The following is a 21,441-nucleotide window of genomic DNA, read 5'->3' on the forward strand; positions in this document are numbered from 1 at the left end:
TCGGCGGGCGCGGAGGCTCAGCAGGCGCAGAGGCAGAACGGGTGTCCGGCCGGGTCGGCGTACACCCGGAAGGAACGCGACCTGTCCTCGGTGTCCAGCGGCGTCGCGCCGAGCGCCAGCACGCCCTTCTCCGCCACGTCCAGGTCCTCGACGTTCAGGTCGAGGTGGAGCTGCTGCGAGCCGTCGGGCGACGGCCAGCGCGGCGGTACGTACCCGGGCGCGGCCTGGAACGCCAGCTTGCGGCCGCCGGGCACCTCCAGGTCGATCCAGTCGGTCTCCTCCGTGATGGTGCCGCCCAGCACCCCCGTGTAGAACTCGGCGAGCGCGCGCGGGTCGGGACAGTCCAGGACGACGACGTCCAGTACGGCGAGAGCCATGACTTCCTCCGTGGGATCTCGAGCAACACCGATGCGTTACCCACAAACCTCTTCAAGGGGTAACGGTTACTCCATGCTCCCGCATTGGAGGTAACGTCGCAAGCATGAATGACAGAGCGCCCGCACCCGGCGGTCTCGCCCTGGTCCAGGCCCTGGTGAACACCCTGGACCTCGAGTCGGGCGCCGACTCCCTGGACACCCCCGACGGGCTGGCGCGCTTCGGCCTGACGGCGGGAGAGGCGGCGGGGGCCCGTGAGCTGCGCGAGTCGCTGCGGGCGGTGTGCCTGGCGCACGCGGGGCATCCGGCACACCGGACGGTGACCCCGCTCGGGGAACTCCTCGCCCGCGCGCCCCTGCGGGTGACACTCGACGCGGACGGCGGCACCGCGCGCCTGGTCCCCGCCGCCGAGCCCATGCCCGAGGACCCCGCCGGGGCAGCTCAGCCCTCCCCGGTGGTTCCCCTCGCCTTCCGTGTCGCCGCCGCGATCGCCGACTCGCTGGTCGAGGGCACCTGGCCCCGGCTGAAGGCCTGCGAGGCTCCGACCTGCCATTGGGCGTACTTCGACCGCTCGCCCGCCGGCCGCGGCCGCTGGTGCTCGATGGCGGTGTGCGGGGCCCGCGCCAAGATGCGCCGCTACCGCGCGAAGTAGCCTCCGGCCACGGTAAATCCTGCGGGCGGAGGGGCCGGGAGCCGGACGTGGTCCGGCGGTCCCCGGTCACCGCACAGCGAAGTGGTGCAGAATGCAACCGGCGCCGGTCCGGCCGACTGAGCCTCGGCCGGACCGGCGTCCACCGCCACGCCCTCGCCCGAGACCCCGCCCGACCCCGGAACCGGCGCCGCGATCGACGCCCCGCCTCGGGACCGGAACCGCAGGGCCCTGCCACCTGGAACTCCGGAGCCCGGGCCCCGGCTCTCGCGGCGGTCGCCCGCCAGGGGCTCAGGCCGTCGGCCGGCCCATCGCCCGGTACGTCCAGCCCGCCCGGCGCCACAGCTCCGGGTCCAGCGCGTTCCGCCCGTCAAGCAGCACCCGCGACGTCGCCGCCTCACCCAGCACCGCCGGGTCCAGCTCACGGAACTCGCGCCACTCCGTCAGGTGCAGGACGACATCGGCACCCCGTACGGCCTCCACGGCCGAGCGGGCGTACCCGAGCGTCGGGAACAGCCGCTTGGCGTTCTCCATGCCCTTCGGGTCGTACACGGTCACCTGGCCGCCCTGGAGGTGGATCTGCCCGGCGACGTTCAGCGCCGGGGAGTCGCGCACGTCGTCCGAGTCCGGCTTGAAGGTCGCGCCGAGCACGGCGACCCGCTTGCCGAGGAAGGAACCGCCACCGAGCGCGTCACGGGCCATCTCCACCATCTGACCGCGCCGCCGCATGTTGATGGAGTCGATCTCGCGCAGGAAGGTCAGCGCCTGGTCGGCACCCAGCTCACCGGCGCGCGCCATGAAGGCACGGATGTCCTTGGGCAGACAGCCGCCGCCGAAGCCGATCCCGGCCCGCAGGAACTTCTTCCCGATCCGCTCGTCGTGCCCTATGGCCTCGGCCAGCTTCGCGACATCGCCGCCCGCGGCCTCGCAGACCTCGGCCATCGCGTTGATGAAGGAGATCTTGGTGGCGAGGAAGGAGTTCGCGGACGTCTTCACCAGCTCGGCGGTGGGGAAGTCGGTCACGACGAACGGCGTGCCCTCGGCGACCGGCGTCACATAGACCTCGCGGAGCAGCTTCTCGGAGCGCTCGCTGCGCACGCCCACCACGATCCGGTCGGGGTGCAGCGTGTCGTTCACGGCGAAGCCCTCGCGCAGGAACTCCGGGTTCCAGGCCAGCTCGGCGTCCTCGCCCGCGGGCGCCAGCTCGGCCAGCCGCGCGGCCAGCCGCTCCGCCGAGCCGACCGGCACGGTGGACTTGCCGACGACGAGGGCGGGACCGTGCAGATGCGGCGCCAGCGCCTCGAAGGCGGCATCGACGTACGACATGTCGCAGGCGTACTCGCCGTGCTTCTGCGGTGTGTTCACACACACGAAGTGGACGTCGCCGAACGCGCCGACCTCGGCCCAGTCCATGGTGAAGCGGAGCCGGCCCGAGGAGCCCTCGATCCCGGCCACGTGCTTGCGCAGCAGCTCCTCGAGACCGGGCTCGAACATCGGGACCTCGCCGCGCTGGAGCATCTCGATCTTCTCCGGCACGACATCGAGTCCGAGGACCTCGAAGCCGAGCTCGGCCATGGCCGCGGCGTGGGTGGCGCCGAGGTAGCCGGTGCCGATCACGGTGATCTTGAGGGCCATGGGTGCTCCTGAGGTGTGCGGCGCGTCGGTGCGCGCCCGAGCATAGTCGGGGCTTCGGGGAGCGCTTTCACGGGCACTTTTACCCCTGTCGCCAACCTCACGTATCCGTCCCGCGGGCGGGGGCCTAAAATTTGTGTTACTTAACGGTAGTTAGCGCCGCCAGCACAGCACCTTTTGGAGCGTGAGAGACCTTGGCCGGATCGGCTGATTTCGACCTGTACCGCCCGTCCGAGGAGCACGACATGCTCCGGGACGCGATCCGCTCGCTGGCCGAGGCGAAAATCGCGCCGTACGCCGCCGCGGTGGACGAGGAAGCCCGCTTCCCGCAGGAGGCGCTGGACGCCCTGGTCGCGAACGACCTGCACGCCGTGCACGTCCCCGAGGAGTACGGCGGCGCCGGTGCCGACGCCCTCGCGACGGTCATCGTGATCGAGGAGGTGGCCCGCGTCTGCGTGTCCTCCTCCCTGATCCCCGCGGTGAACAAGCTGGGCTCGCTGCCGGTGATCCTCTCCGGCTCCGAGGACCTGAAGAAGAAGTACCTGAGCCCGCTCGCCAAGGGCGACGGCATGTTCTCGTACTGCCTCTCCGAGCCGGACGCCGGTTCGGACGCGGCAGGCATGAAGACGCGGGCCGTCCGCGACGGCGACTACTGGGTCCTGAACGGCGTGAAGCGCTGGATCACGAACGCGGGCGTCTCCGAGTACTACACGGTCATGGCGGTGACCGACCCGACGAAGCGCTCCAAGGGCATCAGCGCCTTCGTCGTCGAGAAGTCCGACGAGGGCGTGTCCTTCGGCGCCCCCGAGAAGAAGCTCGGCATCAAGGGCAGCCCGACCCGCGAGGTCTACCTCGACAACGTCCGCATCCCCGCCGACCGCATGATCGGCGAGGAGGGCACCGGCTTCGCCACCGCCATGAAGACCCTGGACCACACCCGCATCACCATCGCGGCCCAGGCCCTCGGTGTCGCCCAGGGCGCCCTCGACTACGCCAAGGGCTACGTCCAGGAGCGCAAGCAGTTCGGCAAGGCGATCGCCGACTTCCAGGGCATCCAGTTCATGCTCGCCGACATGGCCATGAAGATCGAGGCCGCCCGCCAGCTCACGTACGCGGCCGCCGCCAAGTCGGAGCGCGGCGACAAGGACCTCACCTTCCAGGGCGCCGCCGCCAAGTGCTTCGCCTCGGACGTCGCCATGGAGGTCACCACCGACGCCGTCCAGCTCCTCGGCGGCTACGGCTACACCCGCGACTACCCGGTCGAGCGCATGATGCGCGACGCGAAAATTACCCAGATCTACGAAGGCACGAACCAAGTGCAGCGGATCGTGATGGCCAGGAACCTTCCCTAGCGGGTTTCTGCAGGTCAGACACAACAGCCCTCGACGTGAGTCGGGGGCTGTTGTCGTACGCGGGTCAGGCGCCTCCTGACGCCTCCGCGGGGTCGTCGGCGCCGGGAACCAACATCGTTGCGATGGCGGCCCGGCCGCGTTGCTCGGCCCCCTCGAAGATGTAGTGGTAGTGCTCCCTCAGCACGTCCGTACTGCTGTGGCCCATCCAGTCGGCCACATCGTTCTCGGGGACTCCGGCGTAGAGCAAACGCGACCCGTAGTAGTGCCGTAGGGAATGGGCCTTGCAGTACCTCACCCGTCCCTTGCCCAAGGCCTCCATCCAGATCCGCGGGTAGAAGTACGACGCGTAGAGATAGCCGGTCCGCGTCACGTTGGGGAAGAGAAGTCGCTCCGGCCCCCAGACGCCGTGGTTCTTGATGTGCCGTCGAAGCTCGAAGGCGACGTTCGGTGGGAGGGGGACGGTGCGCCCCGGCTCGCCTTCGTCACGAGCCTTGACATGCCGACGCTGGATCCCGCTGTTCTTCCCCGACTCGGTCTCCCCGTCCTCCGTGATCTGAAAGTCGATGTGAAGTGTCTCGGCCTTGAAGTCGATCTGATCGCGGGACACCGCCATGGCCTCACCCGGTCGCAGGCCGCACCCGGCCATGAGCCACAGCATCGCGCGGTATCGCGGAGGAGCGGCATCCAGCATCGCCAAAACCTCCCGAGTCGTGAGCCGCCGAGCAGAGCTCTTGTGCTCCCGGATCTCTTTGGCGCGGCTTCCGGCGCCCCTGACCTTCTTGCAAGGGTTCAGGCGGATGATGTCGTTGACGACAGCCCAATCCAGCATTCCGGAGAAGAACGAGAATCGCTGACGCCGTGTGCGGGCGGAGAGCTTCCGATCCCGCTCCATCCACAAGAGCCACTGCTCGATGTCGGCTTCCTTCAACAAGGCGATGGGCCGAGCCTTGAAGAACGGTTCAAGCGTCGTCCTCTGAATGGACCTGTACTGCTTCCTGGTGCTGTTCTCGAGCTCTGTTCGATTCGTCCATCGGTCCCAGACTGCCGCCACGGACTCCTTGCCCCGCCGGTCGTCCAAGCGGGGCGCGGCGTCGAGTTCCTTTCTCCCGCGGTCGAGGTGGCTACCGGCTCGCGTCCTGGTGCCGAAGGTCTCCCGCCGCTGCCTACTGGCCGGGCCGTACCAGAAGGTCGCCCACTTCTTCGTGTCGTCCGCCGACCGTGCGATCCATGCCCTGGCCACTGAGGCAGCCCCCTCTTGCTGATGCGACGTGCGGCACCACCCCGCCGTCGTGCCGGTCACCCAAGTCTGCGCATGGTCCACCCTGGGTTGTCAACACAGGGTGGATTGCTCTGGGTGCGTTAAGTTGGGTGACATGGAAGCGGACGGTGGTGGGTTCGAGGTCACTCAGCAGCAAGGTGCATGGGTGGTCCGGATGTGGTGGCCCCCAGGGCCGATCAGCGGGGGGCCACAGCGGATCACCATCGAGGCGGCCGAAGATGTTCCGGCCCGCGAGGTGGCACGAGGTATTTCGACCACGGTCCTACGCAGGCTCGACGTGGGCGCGGCCCTGAAATTGGCCAAGCGGACTCCCGGAGCCCAGCGAACGCTGGAAGAAGCGGCGGCGAAGCTGAACGAGATGGGAGAGGCGGCGAGGTTCGCCCTGGAGGGCGAAGGCGTCTCGGACCACTACTTGACCCTGCTGGTTGCCGCCTACGCGGCCATGGCGGATTTTGGAGCTTCCGCGCCCGTTCCATGGCTGTCCCGGCTCATCGGGCGCCGGCCTGAGACGGTGAAGGATCACCTGAAGCGGGCGAGGAGGGACGGGCTTCTGACGACAGTTGCCGGTAAGGCGGGAGGGGAACTGACGGACAAGGCCCAAGCGGTACTTGAGGAAGTGGCTGAAGCGAGTGCCGAGCGAGACTGAACGCTTCTCCTCCTGTGCATGAGAGTGGCCGTTGCCGGTGTCGAGGGATGATCGCCGGCGCGTGCGCTGGCCGCCAATCGTCCGACGACCCCTGACGCCGACTCCTCCTGTCGGGGAGTGGGTCGGCGTCAGGCGGTGGAGACGAGAGGCGCCCGGTGGATGCCTCTCGGCCTTTGTTTTCCCGTCCCAGGCTTACGGCTCCGCTGCTGATCAGTCCTTACGCATCCGGACCCACGTGAGGCCGAACCCGTAGGCGCCGTCCATCTGTTCCTGGACCGAGCGTCGCGGGGTGCCGGTGAACCAGCGGACCTCGCGGGTGACGGTGAGGCCGCCCTCGGTGGGTGTGGCCAGGGCGATGGCGCAGCCCGTCGCCCCCTCGGGGGAGTCGTCGAGCGCGATGCGGAAACCGCCGGACGGAGCGGTCACGGTGGCCGTGGCGCCCAGGCTCCGGAAATCCACGGCGCCGCTGTACACGTAGACGTGGAAGAGCAGTTGCCGGAACAGCTCGCGCCGCTCCAGGTCCACCCGGACCGTCTCCCCGTCCGCGCACGCCCCCGTGCGGTCGTCCTGGTCGAGTTCCATGTACGGCCACCGCGACAGCGAGCCGAAGGTGTTCCCCAGCGGCTGTACGGCCGCGGAGGTGCCGTCCGTGAAGGCGGCCATGCAGCCGAGGTCCAGGTCGGCCCCGGTCCCCGGCGGCCGGTTGAGGTTCACCTGGAGGACGCCGCGCCCCGTGACGCGGGCCCTCGGTGCCGACCTGGTCAGCGTCGTCTCGGCCCGCGCGGCGGGAGGCCGCGGCGCCTCCCGGGCCGTCGGGGCCGCGCGCTGCGCGCCGGTCCCGGGCCGGGCGCCGGGCGCGGGCCTCAGGCGGATGGTCGCCCGTCGACGTTCGTCGTTGCTCAACTTGTCCCCCTCGCACCGCCGTCGGGGAGAGTGGCGGGTGTCGCGAGTTTATGCGCGGAGCGTGTCCACTGGAGTACTCTCTGTGCCCTCGGTCGCGCGTCCGGTGCGTGTGAACCGGCGGGGGACACGACGGCACGTGACACGGGTGGGGATCCAGGGTCGCCGTCGACGCGCCCCCGCGTCCGTCGTGTTGTGGGGGTGGGCATGCCGTCAGGCGCCCTGATGGACCGTCATGTGATCGCGCAGAGCATCGAGGAACTCGCGAAGCGGCCGGCACTCGGGACCCGGCAGGAGGAACTGGCCGCGCTCGCCGCGGCACTGCGGAACCAGAACGCCGGCGAGCTGGACCCGTGGTCCGAACTCGATCTCCTGGCCGCCTACGCGCGCCCCGAGAGCCTGCGGGCCCCCGGCGGCCGCGGCCCGGAGCACCCGCTCTGGTCCTACGCCGAAGGAGCGCTGGGCGCGCTGGTCTTCGTGCCGCTGATGCTCACCTGGTACGGGCTGACCCGGGCGTCGAGCGCGTACGGAGCGCTGACGGGCGCGGACCCGAGAGCCGCCTCCCGGCCCTTCCTCCAGCTCTGGCAGTCCGGTTTCGAGGGGCACCTCACCGGTGCCTTCACCTTCGGCCATGTGGCGATGAGCGCCACCGTCGCCATCGCGCTGCTCTTCTCGCTGGTGCTGGTGCACGGCCTGCGGCGGTCCGCCGTCGCCCGCCGGGAGGAGGACGCCGAGCGCGGCCACGAGGACGTGATGGCGGCGCTCGTCCCCGCGCTGACCCGCGCCCAACTCGTCCTGAACGGGCAGCGGTCGAGTTCCCCGCAGCGCTTCGCCGCCGAGCTCACCGAGTCCGCCGCGACGCTCAGGCGGCTCGGCGACAAGGCGGTCAGGGTCCAGGAGGAGCTGACGGCCGCGGCCTCGACGGTCGGCGAGGCGGTGCGGGGCGCGGAACGCGCGCTGTCCGGGGTCGACACCTCCGTCAAGCCCCTGGAGACCGCGGTGGGCCGCGTCGAGGCCGCCGTCAGCGACGGCGGGGCGCAGGTCCGCAAGGCGCTCGACGACGTGCGGGAGGCGAGCGGGGAGGTGCGGCTCGCGGTGCACGGGGCCGGCGACCGCGTCGAGGAGTCCGTCACCGTGCTGGCCGCGTCCCAGCGGGCCTACGCCACCGGTGTCGAGGTGGCCTCGGACGTCTCGGCCCAACTCCTGGGCCGCTTCGGCGAGGTGGCCGAGGACACGGCCCGTGCGGTCGAGGAGTCCCAGCACGCGGTGCGTGAACTGAGTTCCCAGAGCGGTGCTTTGCGGGCGGTCGCCGACGAGTTCGCCCGTCTGGTGGCCGAGTTGAGGGCGGGCGGAGCGGGCGGCCTCACCGACGTCCGGCCTCCGGGTCCGCCGAGCCGTACGGACCCGGCAGGCCGGGCGGGTCAGGCGGACCGGGCGGCCCTGCCCGGCCAGGTCGGGCAGGCGGGTGCCTGGTCGTCGGCCGGTGACGCCCACGGGCATGGCCGAGCCGCCGACGCGGGCCATCCGTCCTCCCCCGAATCCGGACACGCCTCCTCTCCCGCATCCGGACACGCCTCCTCCGCCGACGCGGGCCACGCCCCCTCCGCCGACGCGGGCCACGCCCCCGGGGACCGGTTCGGTTCGCCCGTGGAGCAGGCCGACGCCCCCGCCGGCCGGTTCGGGCCCCCTTCCGGTGACCCGGGCCACCCCGGCCCCGCACGGCCCGACCCCCGTCGCCGGCCCCCGCCGCCTCCCGCGCCTCCCGTGACCGAGGCCCGATGAAGCGCGGCGGAAGGTTCCAGCCCCTGCACATGGCGGGGTGGCTGTTCGCGGACATGCTGCTCGTCCTTGCCCTGGTGGCCATGGGCGACCAGGGCGACCCGCAGGCCGCCGAGAAGCGCCCCGCCTCCTCGGCCCCGGCCGCCGGGAAGAAGGCCCGGCACACCGGCCCGCGGGCGGTCGTCCGTACACCGGTCGAGGTGGCCGTCGACGCGGCGGCCGGCGACGACGACGGCATCGTGCGGGCACTGCGCACCGCGACCGCGCGCTACGGGGGCCGGCAGGCCGCCTTCGTGCTGACCTTCGGACGCCACACGGACCCGGGGGCCGGGGGCGAGTACGCGCACGAGGTCAACTCCCTGCTGGAGAAGGCCCGTCCGGACATGTTCCGCGCCGCCACCACCCGCGACTTCTGGAAAGGCGGAGCCTCCACGGGGCACGCCGACATCGAGATCTACTTCTACACGTACTGACCCGGAGGTACGAGACCTTGCAGATCCTGCCCTTCTACCTGCTCTGCGACGAGTCCGGGTCGATGATCGGCGAGCCGATCGACGCCATCAACGGCGCGCTCCCGGACCTGCACCACGAGATCAGCACCAACCCGACAGTCGCCGACAAGACGCGCTTCTGCCTCATCGGCTTCTCCGACAGCGCCACCGTGCTCCAGCCGCTCGTCGACCTCAGCGACATCGACTCGGTCCCCGCGCTCGCCGCGGGCGGGCTCACCTCGTACGGCGACGCGTTCCGCACCCTGCTGCGCTGTGTCGAGGCCGACGTGGCGGCACTCAAGGCGGAGGGCCACGAGGTGTACCGCCCCGTGGTCTTCTTCCTCTCGGACGGCATTCCCACGGACCCGGACTGGGACCAGGCGTACAAGGAGGTCACCCAGTCACGGTTCTGTCCGAAGATCATCGCCTTCGGCATCGGCGAGGCGCAGGAGTCGACGATCGCCCGGGTCGCGAACTTCCGGGCCTTCATGCAGAAGGACTCCTCGGTGTCACCGGCGCAGGCGCTGCGCGAGTTCGCCTCCAGCCTCACCCGGTCGATCGTCCGGTCCGCCGGGAGCATCGGCGCGGACGGCGGCGGATTCACGCTGGCCGTGGACGACACCGTGCCCGGCTTCTCCATCGTCTCGCTCGACAAGATGTGAGGCGGCGTCCATGCAGAACGACATGAACGCCGCCGGACCTTCCCGGCCGGGCCCGCGCGAGCCCGAGCCGCACCCGCGCGAGGTGGGGCCGCACCCGCGCGAAGTGGGGCCGCACCCCCGCGAGGTGGGGCCGCCTCGCCCGGATGCGGGGCAGCCGGAGGCGAGGCACCCCGAGGGGTGCGCGCACGACCCGGGGCAGCGGGAGCAGCCGAGCTGGCCGGACGCGCGGCAGCCCGACCCGCTGGACGAGACCTGGCAGCAGAGCGTCGACCTGTTCTTCACCGACCATCCGGAGTCGGGGGCGCCCGGTGCCGGGCCGGGGGCGCCCGCGACACAGCCCGCCGTGCCCACCCCCGTGTCCTACGGGCCGGGTCCGCAGTCGCCGCCCTCGGCACCTCCCGCGTACGAGCCGACGCCGACGCCGCCGTACCCTCAGCCCGGGTTCGTACCGCCGCCGGCACCGCAGGCCCCCGGGCAGCCGTCTCCGCACGGTTCGGCACCCCCCTCGTCCCCGCGCGGCCCCGTGCCCGGGCCCGGGACGGCGGCCGAGCGGTCCGCCGCGCGCACCGGAGCCGTCCCCGTGCTCGGCGCGCCGCCGCACTCGGGGCCCAAGCCGCCGCTGTACGCCCCCGAACCCCGGGAGCTGCCCTCCGTCCGGGAGGACCCGACCGCGGCGCTGACGCCGGACATGGTCGTGGACGGTGCCGGGTACGGCGCGCTGACCGTGCGCGCGGCGTCGGTGCGCGGCGACTCGCACCGCTATCAGGGCGAGCCGCGCCAGGACTCGCTGGCCGTGGTGCGGCTCGGCGCGGCCGGCCCGGACGGACTGCTGCTGCTCGCGGTGGCGGACGGCGTGGGCTCGGCGGCCCGCTCGCACGTCGGCTCCCAGGAGGCCTGCCGGCTCGCCGCGCTGGAGCTGGACGCCGTGTCCGCCGACCTGGTGGAGACCCTGCGCACGGGCGACCGTCCGGGGTTCGCGGCCCTGGCGGACACCGCGGTGGGCCGGGTCGCGACCCTGCTCGCGCACCGCGCCCGCGAACACGGCGACGACCCCGCCGCGTACGCCACCACCCTGCGCGCCCTGCTCGTGCCGCTCGATCCCCGGGTGCGCACCCGCGGCTTCCTGGCCGTCGGCGACGGCGGCACGGCGCTGCTGCGCGGCGGGGAGTGGAACCTGTCCCTGACCGACCCCGAGCACGACGGCGACGGGATGATCGACACCCGCACCGCAGCCCTGCCGCACGGCCATCGCGCCCGCGCCCTGCTCCTCGCCCCGGCCCTGCCCGGAGACGTCCTCGTGCTGTGCACGGACGGCCTGTCCACACCGCTCGCCGGTGACGCGGGGATGCGGGCGTTCCTCGCGTCGGGATGGGGGCGCGAAGGGGCGCCGGCACCGGCCGACTTCCTGTGGCAGCTCCAGTACCGGGTGAAGTCGTACGACGACGACCGCACCGCCGTCGTCCTGTGGGAGGCCGTGCCGTGAGCGCCGACGACGGCGCCGACGTGACCCTCGGCTCGCTCGCCCTCGGCGCGCGCGTCGGCGACGGCGGCCAGGGCGAGGTGTACGACGTCGTGGGTCCGGGCCGGCTGCTGTACAAGAGCTATCGCGAGCCGGGGAAGGCCGACGGCCGGGAACTCGCGGCGCTCGTGGCGCTGCGTCAGGGGCTCGCCCCGGCCGACCGTGAGCGCCTGGACCGGGAGGCGGCGTGGCCGCTGTGCCGGGTCGTGGACGGGGGCAGGGCGACCGGCTTCCTGATGCGCCGCGCGCCGGACTCCATGACCTGGCCGACCTCGCGCGGCGAGACCCGGCTGACCGACCTGTCCTATCTGCTCCGGCCGCCGCGGCCGGCCTGGCAGGCCGTCGCGCAGCCGTCGCCCGCCGAGCGGTTCGCGCTGGTCGTGGCCGTTCTCGGGCTCTTCCGGTGGCTGCACGCCCTCGGGCTGGTCGTCGGCGACGTGTCCCACGCCAACGTGCTGTGGACGGTCCGGCCCGCGCCGGCCCCGTACCTCCTGGACTGCGACGGCGTCCGTATGGCCGGGCGGCCGCCGGTCCTGGAGCAGGCGGACACCCCCGACTGGCACGACCCGCTGGCCGCCGCCGGCGCGGCCACGGTGGACAGCGACCGCTACAAGGCGGCCCTGGTGGTGGGCCGTGTCGTGAGCCAGGACCCGTACGTGACGCCGGGCACGCCGCTGCGGCCGCTGTCCGGCGTCCTGGACGACCGGCGGGCCGACGCGGTCCGTGACCTCTGGGAGGAGGCCTCGGGTCCCCGGGGCACCCGCCCCCATCTGGCCCAGTGGTGCACCGCGCTGGCGGGGCGCGACACCATCCGCCTGATGGCCGCGGAACCGGCCCCGAGGCCCGTCGTGGACCGGTCCAAGTTCGACGGCCCCCGCACGAGGGGCCGGATCACGCTACGCAAATGACCCGCCGACGGCCGGCGGGCGGCGGTGTCGGCGGGTCGGCCGGCCGGTGCCGGCCCCCGGGTGACCGGGAGTCGGCGGCGACGGCGGTCGCGGGCGGGTCAGTTGCCCGAGACCGTGACCGCCTCGTCGTTCTTGAGCTCGTCGACCAGCGTCTTCATCTTCGCCTTGTCCCAGACGAGGTTGCCGCCGACGGAACCGGAGATCGGCATGTTCATGGACTTGCCGTCGCCGCTGGTGACGCCCTTCATGGCCCAGAACATGTCGGCCAGGTCCCACAGGCTCATGTCCTTGTCGACGACCAGCGAGTCGAGGCCCGCGCCCATCGTCGGGTACAGCTTGAAGGGGTTCAGGACCGTCGAGGGGGTCGCGACCTGGTGGGCCAGGGCGGCCAGGAACTTCTGCTGGTTCTTGGTGCGCTGGAGGTCCGAGGCGGCGAAGGCGTGGCGGGTACGGACGAAGGCGAGGGCCTGCTCGCCGTTCAGCGTCTGCTTGCCCGCCTTGAAGTCGGCGCCGGAGTACTTGTCCTTGAAGCCCTGGTCGAGGTTCATCTCGACACCGCCGACCGCGTCGACGATGCCGGCGAACCCGGCGAAGCCGATCTCCACGTAGTGGTCGATGTGCAGGCCGGTGTTGTACTCGATGGTCCTGACCAGGAGCGTGGGGCCGTCGAAGGCGTAGGCGGCGTTCAGCTTGTTCTGGCCGAGCGGGCCCTTGATCTTGCCGGACTCGGAGCCCTGGAACTTCGGGATCGTGACGTTCGAGTCGCGCGGCAGCGACAGCAGCGTGGAGCCGTTGCTGCCGGTGTGCAGGATCATCATCGAGTCCGTGCGCTTGCCCTCGGCGGAGCCCGTGTGGAGCTTCTTCTTCTCCTCGGCGGACATGCCGGCGCGGCTGTCGGAGCCGACGATCAGGTAGTTCGTGCCTTCGCCGGTCTCCGGCCGGTCTATGACCTTGGAGAGATCGACGTCACGGTGCAGCTTGGAGTCGGCCCAGAAGTACGTGCCGACGGAGACCACGACCAACGCGGTGACCAGCGTGATCGCGGTCCACTTGATCCGCTTCCGCCAGTTCGGCGCGGGGCGCCGCGGGTACGTGCCGTCCCCGCCGGGGCCCTGCGGACCGCCGGGGCCGTTGCCGTACACGTGGCCGGTGTTGTAGCCGGAGTCGTACCCGTTGTCGTAGCCCTGGCCTTCGTCGTAGCCCTGGCCGTCGACGTACGAGGGCTGCCGGGGGACACCAGCGCCGTACGGCGGCGCACCCTGGCCCGGGGCGGGTGCGGCGGGCCCACGGCGGACCTGGCGCATGACGCGGGCGCTCTCAGGCTGTGCGCCTGCGCTGCCGCGTCCGTAGCGGTTGCTGCGGTTGTCGTCGGACCACCCGTCGGGCCAATCATTCATGCGGACCAGTGTGCCGCTCTCCACCAGGCGCCTTACAAGAGAGCAGGGAGATCTGGGTCACGCCTGTTGCAGAGCTGATGCAAATCGACGGCCTCGTGCCCGGCATAAGGTGGAGGACATGACAGACCAGGCCCCCAACCCGGAAAACGACATCCCGGGCAAGCCGACCTCCGCGTCCCGCACCACCCTCAGCCACATCATGACCCACAACGACACGAACCTTCTGGGCTCCGTGCACGGTGGCGTGATCATGAAGCTCGTCGACGACGCGGCGGGCGCCGTGGCGGGGCGGCACTCCGGCGGGCCCGCCGTCACCGCCTCGATGGACGAGATGGCCTTCCTCGAGCCCGTCCGCGTGGGCGACCTGGTGCATGTGAAGGCCCAGGTCAACTGGACCGGGCGGACCTCGATGGAGGTCGGCGTGCGGGTCCTGGCCGAGCGCTGGAACGAGTCCACCCCGCCGCAGCAGGTCGGTTCGGCCTACCTCGTCTTCGCCGCCGTCGACGCGGACGGCAAGCCCCGCCGGGTGCCCCCGGTCATCACCGAGACCGAGCGGGACGAGCGCCGTTTCCAGGAGGCTCAGATCCGCCGCACCCACCGGCTGGCCCGCCGCCGCGCGATCATGGACCTCCGCGAGAGGCGCTCCGCGGAAGGCCTCGACGACTAGGTGCCGAACGCCCGCCGGGCGTCGAGGCCCGGCGGCCGACGGGGGTCAGGTGGCCGACGGGGGCCAGGTGGTCGTCCGGGGTCGCGGGGCGTCGGGGTCAGGTGGCCGTCCGGGGTCGGATGGCCGCCCCCCCCGGTTGGCCGTCCGGGCCGGGTGGCCGTCCGGGTTCAGGGGCAGACCACCTGGTCTCCCGTCACCACTCCGGACTCGCCCTGGGCGGGATCCTCGGCCTGTACCCGCGTCACCCGCTTGAAGTCGGTACCGGCGATCACCTTCAGCAGCGGGCCCTGCCCGGGGACCGCGCGCAGCTCGGCACCGGGCAGCGCGGCCGCGAGGGACTTCGCCGAGCGGTCCCAGCGGGGGTCGTACGCCACGACGGTGCGCCGGACCCCGGAGTCGTGGCCCGTCGTGGGCCGGCCCGTCGTGCGGAACCCGGTGGCGGCGAGCGCGCTGTCGACCCGCCTGCCGAGACCCGTCGTCGAGGTCCCGTTCTCGATCTGGACCCGGATCTGCTGCGGGGCCACCGCGACCCGGACGGCCTTCGACCGCGGTGCCCGGGGCGCGGCGAGCGGCTTGTCCTCGCGCAGCTCCTGGAACAGCTTCCGCGCCTTCGGCTCGTCCCACTTCAGGGTCGAGCCGATGCCCTTGACGGCGTACGCCATCTGTCCGATCGGCACGGTCGTGAACTCGGACGAGGACGGCGAGAAGTTCCGCATCGCGCGGCCCAGGTCCAGCAGCTCGTCGGTGCCGAACCCCTTGTCGGCCCGCACCGATCCCAGCACCGCCCGGGTCACGTCCCGGAACTTCATCGGGTTCAGCAGCACCCCGGACGACGTGGCCTGGGAGACGAGGGACGCCAGGAAGCGCTGCTGGCGCTTCATCCGGCCGAGGTCGGAGGAGCCGTCGGTGTGCCGGGACCGTACGTACTGGAGGGCCTGTCCGCCGCCCAGCAGATGCGGGCCCGCCGCCAGGTCGAGCCCGGTGTAGCGGTCCTTGAGCGGCTGCGCGGTGCAGATGCGGACGCCTCCGAGCACGTCGACCGTCTTCATGAAGCTGGTGAAGTCGACCTCCAGATAGTGGTCGATCTTCACGTGGGTCATGTTCTCGACGGTCCGCACGGTCAGGGTCGGGCCGCCCTCTGCGTACGCCGCGTTGAGCTTGAGGGCGTGGGGGCCGTGCCGTTTGCCGGTGACCGCGTCGGTGTGCTCGGGCGCCTCGGCGTAGGAGTCGCGCGGCAGGCTGACGATGCTGGCGCGCTCCCGGTCCTCCGAGATGTGCACGATCATGACGGTGTCCGTGCAGTGGCAGGGGGCGCCGCCGAGCCGGTACTTGCGCCGCTCCGCCTCGGTGACCTTGTCCCGGCCGTCGGTGCCGACCATCAGCAGGTTCATGCCGTGCCCGCCCTCGGGCCGGTTCTTCATGTCCTTGAACGGGTCGACCCGGGCGATGTCCGCGTCCAGGCCGCTCAGCACCGCGTGCCCGATGCCCGCCGAGGCGAGGACCACCACGGAGACGGTGGTGAGCGCCCGCATGGCCCAGCGCGGCCTCCTGCGCCGTACGGGGCGTACGGGGCGTCCGTCGGAGCGTCGGGCCGGGCGCCGCGCGGGAGACGGCCGCGGGGGGCGCTGAGGGCGGACGGGGGAGCGGGGCGGCGTGGGCAAGGGGAACACCTCCGCGAGGGGGGACGGGGGAGGGAAGCGTTCCGCGGGCCGGACGCAGCCGCGTTCCGCTGGGCGTGGGGATCCGTGAGCACGGTAGGCCGATACGATCTGCGGCCCGGTCCTTACGCCGGGCGGCGCGCGACCGTGTCCCCCGTTCGCGGTAACGTGAGCTCCGATGAGCGAGAAGTCTGACGTGCGGTCTCCCGCCGTTTCTGTGATCATGCCCGTCCTCAACGAGGAGCGGCATCTGCGCGGGGCCGTCCAAGCGATCCTGGCGCAGGAGTACGACGGCGAGATGGAGGTCGTGATCGCCATCGGTCCCTCCACGGACCGGACGGACGAGATCGCCGCCGAACTCGTCCGTGAGGACCCGAGGGTCCATACGGTGCCGAACCCGACCGGCCGTACGCCCGCGGCGCTGAACGCCGCGATCAAGGCGTCCCGGCACCCCGTCGTCGTGCGGGTCGACGGGCACGGCATGCTCTCCCCGAACTACATCGCCACCGCCGTACGGCTCCTGGAGGAGACCGGCGCGCAGAACGTCGGCGGCATCATGCACGCCGAGGGCGAGAACGACTGGGAGCACGCCGTCGCGGCCGCCATGACGTCGAAGATCGGCGTGGGCAACGCGGCCTTCCACACCGGTGGTGAGGCGGGCCAGGCCGAGACCGTGTACCTCGGGGTGTTCCGGCGTGAGGCGCTGGAGCAGCAGGGCGGCTACAACGAGGAGTTCATCCGCGCCCAGGACTGGGAGCTGAACTTCCGTATCCGTGAGGCCGGCGGGCTCATCTGGTTCTCGCCGGAGCTGCGGGTGTCGTACCGTCCGAGGCCGTCCGTCAAGGCGCTCGCCAAGCAGTACAAGGACTACGGCCGCTGGCGGCACGTCGTCGCCCGCTACCACGAGGGCTCCATCAACCTGCGCTACCTGGCTCCGCCGGCCGCCGTCTGCGCGATCGCCGCGGGCCTGGTCGTCGGCGCGGTGCTGACGCCGTGGGGTCTGGTCGTCCCGGCCGGATATCTCGCGGCCATCGGGCTGGGCTCGCTGCCCGCGGGCAAGGGGCTGCCGGCGAAGGCCCGGCTGCAGATCCCCGTGGCCCTCGCGACGATGCACATGTCGTGGGGCTGGGGCTTCCTGACGAGCCCGAAGGCGCTGGCCCGCAAGGTCATCGCGTCCCGCCGCCCGGCGGTCGTCGGCGCCGGCTGATCCCTCCCGCACCCACGCCGGGCCCCTCTCGTGTCGAGAGGGGCCCGGCTGTCTTTCGCCGTCAGCCGCAGTGGACGCCGTAGTCGATCTGGATGTAGCTCGCGTTGCCCGCGGAGCCGCCGTAGTCGATGCAGGAGTGGGCGGCGTACACGTAGACGGGGCCCGCGTAGGAGCTGTAGGTGCCGGCGTCCATCTCGCTGGACTTCCACACCGTGTCGGTCCGGTGGATCCGCAGCCGGGCGTCCAGGTACGTCGACGTTCCCGGGTGGTCGTTGACGGTGACGACGCAGTTGTAGCCGGTGGCGCTGCTGTACGTGATGAAGGCCTTGCCGTCGCCGACGTCCTTGGAGCCGACCACGCTGTACCCGGACCCGCAGGCGCCGTTGTAGGCGGCCGCGGCCTCGGCGCTGCCGGTGGCGGCGATCATTCCCGCGGCGGTGAGGCCGAGGACGGCCGTCGCTGACCCAAGTCGCTTGCCCATGGTCATGGTTGATCCTCCATCAGATCTTCTGCAAGAAAAGATGATCATGTCGGAGGGGTGCCGGGCGGACAACTCGAACCGGCGTGATCTGTGTCACCGCAGAGTCGTCTCGTGAGCCGCGCACGAGTCGGGCCCCTCTCGAATCGAGAGGGGCCCGGCTGGCCTCGGCCGTCGAAACGGGTCTACGACCAGGTGTAGTTCGGGTCGACGTGCATGCAGGCGCCGGTGTCCGAGCCCTTGTCGAGCTTCGCCGACGCGGGCGTCGAGTCGTCGTCCTCGGGTGCCTTGTACGTCGTGCCCTCGCGCCAGTCGGCGCCGACGACGAGCGTGACCCCGGAGACGTCCGCCGACTTCTCCACCGCGTGGGTCGAGATCCCGAGGGCCTTGGCGAGGCGCAGGGCGTCACCCTCCAGATCGGCGCTCGGGTAGCGGATCACCGTGGTGTCCTCGGCCGCCGTCGTCGACGGATCGGCCTTCGCCTGCGTGAACCCCTTGCCGACGAGCAGCTCGCTCACCGCGCTCGCGCGTCCGGGCACCGGGGCGAGCGTGCTGGTGCGGGTGCCGTTCCGCACCTGCACCGCGATCTCGTCGTCCGCCGCGGCCGGGTCCGAGGAGGTCTTCTCCGCGGCCTTCTTCTTGTCCTTGCCGTCCAGCGCGATGTCCTCGCGCAGCAGCCGCCAGACCTTGTCCGCGTCCGTCGGCTTGGGCAGCACGCGGTTGCCGTCGCTGGAGTACACCCACGGCATGGTGGTCATGGTGATGCGCTTGGTCGGGACCTTCTTCAGTTCCTTGCTGAGGTCGTAGAGGTCGGTGACCGAGCCCAGGCCCTGGTCGACCGTCAGCGCGCTGGTGGCCGTCTCGGCGAGGCCCCGCAGCTTGCCCGGGTTGCTCAGCGTGGCGTTCTCGCGGAGCTGGCGCACCATCGAGTTCATGTACTGGTGCTGCGCCTTGGTCCGGCCGATGTCGCTGCCGTCCTCGAAGCCGTACCGCGTGCGAAGCCACTGCAGGGCCTGCTTGCCCTTGACGGACGTCGTGCCCTTCTCGAGCTTGAGCCCGGAGCCGTGCCCGGTGGAGGTGTGCGAGTAGATGTTGGCGTCCACGCAGACGGGGACGCCGCCGATGGCGTCGGCCATCGACACGACACCCGCGAAGTCGACCATGATGAAGTGGTCGATGTGGATGTCGGTCAGCTTCTCCCAGGTGGCGACCGTGCAGCCGGGGCCGCCGCGGCCCAGCGAGTCGTTCGTCATCGTGAGCGAGGAGCTCGCGGCATAGCTCGTCCCGGTTTTCGGGTCGGTGCACTTGGGTATCTGGAGCAGGGTGTCGCGCGGCATGCTCACGACCGACATGTTGGTGCGGTCCGCGGACAGGTGCAGCAGCATCTGGACGTCGGCGCGGGGCGGGGTGTCGAAGGTGTCCTTCGCGCCGCCGAGCTTCTGGTTCTCGGTGGAGTTCCGGGCGTCCGAGCCGATCAGCAGGATGTTCAGCGGGGTCTGGCCCGCCGCGTTCGGTTTCGTCTTCGCGGCGCGGTCCTTCGCGTCGCCGATGTTCAGGTCGTCCCGCTTGAGGTTGTTGTTCAGGTGCCGGTAGTAGAGATAACCCGCACCGGCGGTGCCGAGTATCAGGACCGACAGCACCAGCGCCGACCAGCGAAGTATTCGGCGTCTGCGCCGCGGGCGGCGCGGGGTCCCGTGGTGTCCGTCGTCCCCGTCGTGCGGACCCTGTGCCTTCGGGCCGGGCGGCACGGGGCCGTCGGCGGGGCCGGTGCCTTCCCCTTCGGGCCGGGCACGCTCCGACGTCTGAACGGAATCGCCGCCCCCGTCGTACATGCTGTCGTCCCAGCCCAGTTCGCCGGCCTGCGGGACACGTGGTCGTGCTCCCTCCCCGCGCACACTGCTTTGCGCCATCTCCCAGCCTCTCCCCACCCTGCGCCTGACAAACGGGTCCGTCGGGCGTCCGGCCGGGCGTCTTCACGCCCGGCCGGACAGCCGCTCGCGCCCTGTAGGACGCCTGACGGACCCGTTAGGTCACTTCGCGCACACCGTTTTGTCCGCCGTGGACTTCTCCACGTCCGGGGCCTTCGTCGCAGCGGTCAAAGGCACACCGGCGCCCTTGAAGTCCTTGCCCAGGGTCAGCACGATCGCGGGCAGCCCCTGTGAGTTCTTCTCGCTCTTGCCGGGCTTCAGCGCCGAGCCGGACAGACCCATGAGATCCGCCAGCTTGCGTGCCTGGTCGGCCTGGTCGGGAGAGTACTCCAGGGTCGTCTTGCTCAGTGTTTCGTCGGCGTTGCCGAGTTGGCTGGACTTGAGCACGCCCTCATCATTCTGCAGCCAGTTAAGAGTTTCCTGTGCGGAGCCGGCCTCGGCGCCGCCGTTGTAGATGTCGACGCGGATGTCGGAGGCGGCGGAGCGGGAGCCCTTGAGGCGGGCGGCCTCCGCGGCCTTCTCCTTCTTCTCCTTCTGCTTGACGGCGGTGAAGGAGACGTCGTTCTTGATCGCGTCGAAGACGGGCTGGGCCCTCGGCTCGTCGACCACGACCGTCGCGTGGTAACCCTTCTCGGCCGGGTTGTCCTTCACCGGCACCGTCGTGAAGGTGATGTTCTTCGTCGGCACCTTCTTCAGCTCCAGGGCCATGTCCTTGAGCGTGCTGACCTTGCCGATGCCGGTGTCCACGGTGAGCGCCTTGGTGGCGGCCTCGGCCAGCTTGTACAGCTTGGTGGGGCTGGTGAGGGTGTCGCTGGAGCTCATCTTGCGCATCAGGGAGCCGATGAACTGCTGCTGCACCTTGATGCGGTCGAGGTCGCCGGCGTTGCCGAAGCTGTGCCGGGTGCGCACGAAGGCGAGGGCCTGCTCGCCCTCGATGGTGTGCTTGCCGGCGGAGAGCTTGAGGTGCGAGTCGGAGTCGTTGACGTTCTTGGCCAGACAGACCTCGACACCGCCGACCGCGGTGGTCAGCGTCTTGACGGCGTTGAAGTCGGCCATCATGAAGTGGTCGACCGTGATGCCGGTGACCGCCTTGACGGTGTCCATCGTGCAGCCGGGGTTGCGGTCCTCCTGGCCGAGGCTGGTGTTGAAGCGGACGCTCTGGGACGGCTTGATGACCGTCTCCGTGCCGTCGTCCTGCTTCGACCTGCACTCGGGGATGTCGACGATCAGGTCGCGGGGAATGCTCAGCGCGGTCGCGTTCGTCCGGTCCTTGGAGACGTGCAACAGGATGTTCGTGTCGGCGTGCCCGACGCTGTTCTTGTCGCCGTATCCCTCGTTGCCCGCACCGGTGCGCTTGTCGGTGCCGATGATGAGGATGTTGAAGGCCTCGTCCTTGCTGAAGCCGTCCTTGGCCGAACCGCCGACGTCCTCGGTCTGGACGTTGCCCTCGAGGTGCTTGAGATAGGCGTACGCGGCGCCCGTCACGGCCACCAGGACCAGCGCCATGGTGCCGCCGGTCCACAGCAGCGCCTTCTTCGCCTTCGACTTCTTGGGCGCCTTGGTGCGCCCGCGCCGCCGCCCGGGAACGGGCTCCGGCGGCTCGGCGCGCCGGCGGCGCGGCCCCGGCACGTCGGGGCCGGGAGCTCCGCGCTCCCGTCCTGGTGCCTCACGGTCCCGTCCCGGTGCCGCGCGGTCCCGAGCCGGCGCGCTGCGGGTGCGCGTCGCCGCGGAGGGGGTGCCCCTCCGCGGTCGCGGTACGCCCGATTGCGCTCCGGAAGGGGGCAGTCGCAGTTCGTATTCGCCGGTGTTCGGGTTGAGCACCCATTGGTCTGCGGGGTCGATGTCGTCCGCCCGCCCACGGCCTTGCGCGTCCACGGTTGTCTGAATCCTCCGTCGGGGCCACGCGGCGCCCTT

The 21,441-nt window shown here is 71.3% G+C and carries 19 protein-coding genes; 10 read left to right on the forward strand and 9 right to left on the reverse strand.

The window, feature by feature from the left end:
• Positions 1 to 17: 17 nt before the first annotated feature.
• On the reverse strand, positions 18 to 377 hold the full coding sequence (locus ACFRIC_RS29805; RefSeq protein WP_382791950.1) for a VOC family protein: 360 nt from the start codon (positions 375 to 377) through the stop codon (positions 18 to 20).
• 104 nt (positions 378 to 481) lie between these two features.
• Between ACFRIC_RS29805 and ACFRIC_RS29810 the strand changes: the two genes are divergently transcribed.
• Positions 482 to 1,027 (forward strand): CGNR zinc finger domain-containing protein, encoded by a 546-nt coding sequence (locus ACFRIC_RS29810; RefSeq protein WP_382791953.1) that lies wholly within the window; start codon positions 482 to 484, stop codon positions 1,025 to 1,027.
• 288 nt (positions 1,028 to 1,315) lie between these two features.
• Here the strand turns inward: ACFRIC_RS29810 and ACFRIC_RS29815 are convergent, their stop codons facing one another.
• A complete protein-coding gene (locus tag ACFRIC_RS29815) occupies positions 1,316 to 2,659 on the reverse strand; it encodes a UDP-glucose dehydrogenase family protein (RefSeq protein ID WP_382791955.1) in 1,344 nt (447 codons plus the stop codon).
• A 191-nt stretch (positions 2,660 to 2,850) separates the two neighbouring features.
• Here ACFRIC_RS29815 and ACFRIC_RS29820 point away from each other — a divergent pair, with 191 nt between their 5' ends.
• Entirely contained in the window at positions 2,851 to 4,008 is a 1,158-nt protein-coding gene (locus ACFRIC_RS29820; RefSeq protein WP_365495182.1) for an acyl-CoA dehydrogenase, read from the forward strand.
• Between the two features lie 64 nt (positions 4,009 to 4,072).
• On the opposite strand, the gene ACFRIC_RS29825 is transcribed toward ACFRIC_RS29820, so the two are convergent.
• Positions 4,073 to 5,248, reverse strand: coding sequence for a tyrosine-type recombinase/integrase (locus tag ACFRIC_RS29825; RefSeq protein WP_382791959.1), 1,176 nt, complete (start codon positions 5,246 to 5,248; stop codon positions 4,073 to 4,075).
• A 133-nt stretch (positions 5,249 to 5,381) separates the two neighbouring features.
• Here ACFRIC_RS29825 and ACFRIC_RS29830 point away from each other — a divergent pair, with 133 nt between their 5' ends.
• Entirely contained in the window at positions 5,382 to 5,933 is a 552-nt protein-coding gene (locus tag ACFRIC_RS29830) for a hypothetical protein (RefSeq protein ID WP_382791963.1), read from the forward strand.
• 210 nt (positions 5,934 to 6,143) lie between these two features.
• Here ACFRIC_RS29830 and ACFRIC_RS29835 read toward each other — a convergent pair whose 3' ends face one another.
• On the reverse strand, positions 6,144 to 6,836 hold the full coding sequence (locus ACFRIC_RS29835; protein ID WP_382791966.1) for a tellurium resistance protein: 693 nt from the start codon (positions 6,834 to 6,836) through the stop codon (positions 6,144 to 6,146).
• Between the two features lie 204 nt (positions 6,837 to 7,040).
• Between ACFRIC_RS29835 and ACFRIC_RS29840 the strand changes: the two genes are divergently transcribed.
• From ACFRIC_RS29840 to ACFRIC_RS29860, 5 genes are read left to right on the forward strand one after another with little or no spacing between them, the layout of a single operon-like run.
• Positions 7,041 to 8,615 (forward strand): methyl-accepting chemotaxis protein, encoded by a 1,575-nt coding sequence (locus tag ACFRIC_RS29840; RefSeq protein WP_382791969.1) that lies wholly within the window; start codon positions 7,041 to 7,043, stop codon positions 8,613 to 8,615.
• Positions 8,612 to 9,085 carry a hypothetical protein gene (locus ACFRIC_RS29845; protein ID WP_382791972.1) on the forward strand — a complete coding sequence of 158 codons (474 nt, stop codon included), beginning with the start codon at positions 8,612 to 8,614 and terminating at the stop codon, positions 9,083 to 9,085. The genes ACFRIC_RS29840 and ACFRIC_RS29845 overlap by 4 nt, the downstream gene beginning before the upstream one ends.
• Before the next feature lie 17 nt (positions 9,086 to 9,102).
• Entirely contained in the window at positions 9,103 to 9,765 is a 663-nt protein-coding gene (locus ACFRIC_RS29850; protein WP_382791975.1) for a VWA domain-containing protein, read from the forward strand.
• A gap of 10 nt (positions 9,766 to 9,775) precedes the next feature.
• Positions 9,776 to 11,248: a protein phosphatase 2C domain-containing protein gene (locus ACFRIC_RS29855; protein WP_382791979.1), complete on the forward strand. Its 1,473-nt coding sequence runs from the start codon at positions 9,776 to 9,778 to the stop codon at positions 11,246 to 11,248.
• Complete coding sequence (locus ACFRIC_RS29860) at positions 11,245 to 12,192, forward strand: hypothetical protein (protein ID WP_382791982.1); 948 nt, start codon at positions 11,245 to 11,247, stop codon at positions 12,190 to 12,192. Before ACFRIC_RS29855 ends, ACFRIC_RS29860 begins: the two co-directional genes overlap by 4 nt.
• 98 nt (positions 12,193 to 12,290) lie before the next feature.
• Here ACFRIC_RS29860 and ACFRIC_RS29865 read toward each other — a convergent pair whose 3' ends face one another.
• Positions 12,291 to 13,589 carry an LCP family protein gene (locus tag ACFRIC_RS29865; RefSeq protein WP_382791985.1) on the reverse strand — a complete coding sequence of 433 codons (1,299 nt, stop codon included), beginning with the start codon at positions 13,587 to 13,589 and terminating at the stop codon, positions 12,291 to 12,293.
• A 118-nt stretch (positions 13,590 to 13,707) separates the two neighbouring features.
• Between ACFRIC_RS29865 and ACFRIC_RS29870 the strand changes: the two genes are divergently transcribed.
• A complete protein-coding gene (locus ACFRIC_RS29870; RefSeq protein WP_382791988.1) occupies positions 13,708 to 14,256 on the forward strand; it encodes an acyl-CoA thioesterase in 549 nt (182 codons plus the stop codon).
• A 167-nt stretch (positions 14,257 to 14,423) separates the two neighbouring features.
• Here the strand turns inward: ACFRIC_RS29870 and ACFRIC_RS29875 are convergent, their stop codons facing one another.
• Positions 14,424 to 15,788 carry an LCP family protein gene (locus tag ACFRIC_RS29875; protein ID WP_382791991.1) on the reverse strand — a complete coding sequence of 455 codons (1,365 nt, stop codon included), beginning with the start codon at positions 15,786 to 15,788 and terminating at the stop codon, positions 14,424 to 14,426.
• 304 nt (positions 15,789 to 16,092) lie between these two features.
• On the opposite strand from ACFRIC_RS29875, the gene ACFRIC_RS29880 reads away from it, so the two are divergent.
• Entirely contained in the window at positions 16,093 to 17,121 is a 1,029-nt protein-coding gene (locus ACFRIC_RS29880; RefSeq protein ID WP_382791994.1) for a glycosyltransferase family 2 protein, read from the forward strand.
• A 61-nt stretch (positions 17,122 to 17,182) separates the two neighbouring features.
• Here the strand turns inward: ACFRIC_RS29880 and ACFRIC_RS29885 are convergent, their stop codons facing one another.
• The 3 genes from ACFRIC_RS29885 to ACFRIC_RS29895 form a co-directional block, all read right to left on the reverse strand.
• The gene (locus tag ACFRIC_RS29885) at positions 17,183 to 17,608 is read right to left on the reverse strand and encodes a spore-associated protein A (protein WP_382791996.1); all 426 of its coding nucleotides are present in this window, start codon (positions 17,606 to 17,608) and stop codon (positions 17,183 to 17,185) included.
• Between the two features lie 176 nt (positions 17,609 to 17,784).
• The gene (locus ACFRIC_RS29890; protein WP_382791999.1) at positions 17,785 to 19,509 is read right to left on the reverse strand and encodes an LCP family protein; all 1,725 of its coding nucleotides are present in this window, start codon (positions 19,507 to 19,509) and stop codon (positions 17,785 to 17,787) included.
• A gap of 120 nt (positions 19,510 to 19,629) precedes the next feature.
• A complete protein-coding gene (locus tag ACFRIC_RS29895; protein WP_382792001.1) occupies positions 19,630 to 21,402 on the reverse strand; it encodes an LCP family protein in 1,773 nt (590 codons plus the stop codon).
• Positions 21,403 to 21,441: the final 39 nt, after the last annotated feature.

It is taken from the genome of Streptomyces sp. NPDC056738 (assembly GCF_042790435.1).
Classification (GTDB): domain Bacteria; phylum Actinomycetota; class Actinomycetes; order Streptomycetales; family Streptomycetaceae; genus Streptomyces.

Excerpts from the sequence above, each read along its gene's own strand:
- ACFRIC_RS29870 (WP_382791988.1), top strand. The coding sequence starts at position 13,708 with ATGACAGACCAGGCCCCCAACCCGGAAAACGACATCCCGGGCAAGCCG.
- ACFRIC_RS29840 (WP_382791969.1), top strand. The coding sequence starts at position 7,041 with ATGCCGTCAGGCGCCCTGATGGACCGTCATGTGATCGCGCAGAGCATC.
- ACFRIC_RS29865 (WP_382791985.1), bottom strand. The coding sequence starts at position 13,589 with ATGAATGATTGGCCCGACGGGTGGTCCGACGACAACCGCAGCAACCGC.
- ACFRIC_RS29855 (WP_382791979.1), top strand. The coding sequence starts at position 9,776 with ATGCAGAACGACATGAACGCCGCCGGACCTTCCCGGCCGGGCCCGCGC.
- ACFRIC_RS29805 (WP_382791950.1), bottom strand. The coding sequence starts at position 377 with ATGGCTCTCGCCGTACTGGACGTCGTCGTCCTGGACTGTCCCGACCCG.
- ACFRIC_RS29845 (WP_382791972.1), top strand. The coding sequence starts at position 8,612 with ATGAAGCGCGGCGGAAGGTTCCAGCCCCTGCACATGGCGGGGTGGCTG.
- ACFRIC_RS29880 (WP_382791994.1), top strand. The coding sequence starts at position 16,093 with ATGAGCGAGAAGTCTGACGTGCGGTCTCCCGCCGTTTCTGTGATCATG.
- ACFRIC_RS29810 (WP_382791953.1), top strand. The coding sequence starts at position 482 with ATGAATGACAGAGCGCCCGCACCCGGCGGTCTCGCCCTGGTCCAGGCC.
- ACFRIC_RS29890 (WP_382791999.1), bottom strand. The coding sequence starts at position 19,509 with ATGGCGCAAAGCAGTGTGCGCGGGGAGGGAGCACGACCACGTGTCCCG.
- ACFRIC_RS29875 (WP_382791991.1), bottom strand. The coding sequence starts at position 15,788 with ATGCGGGCGCTCACCACCGTCTCCGTGGTGGTCCTCGCCTCGGCGGGC.
- ACFRIC_RS29830 (WP_382791963.1), top strand. The coding sequence starts at position 5,382 with ATGGAAGCGGACGGTGGTGGGTTCGAGGTCACTCAGCAGCAAGGTGCA.
- ACFRIC_RS29815 (WP_382791955.1), bottom strand. The coding sequence starts at position 2,659 with ATGGCCCTCAAGATCACCGTGATCGGCACCGGCTACCTCGGCGCCACC.
- ACFRIC_RS29885 (WP_382791996.1), bottom strand. The coding sequence starts at position 17,608 with ATGACCATGGGCAAGCGACTTGGGTCAGCGACGGCCGTCCTCGGCCTC.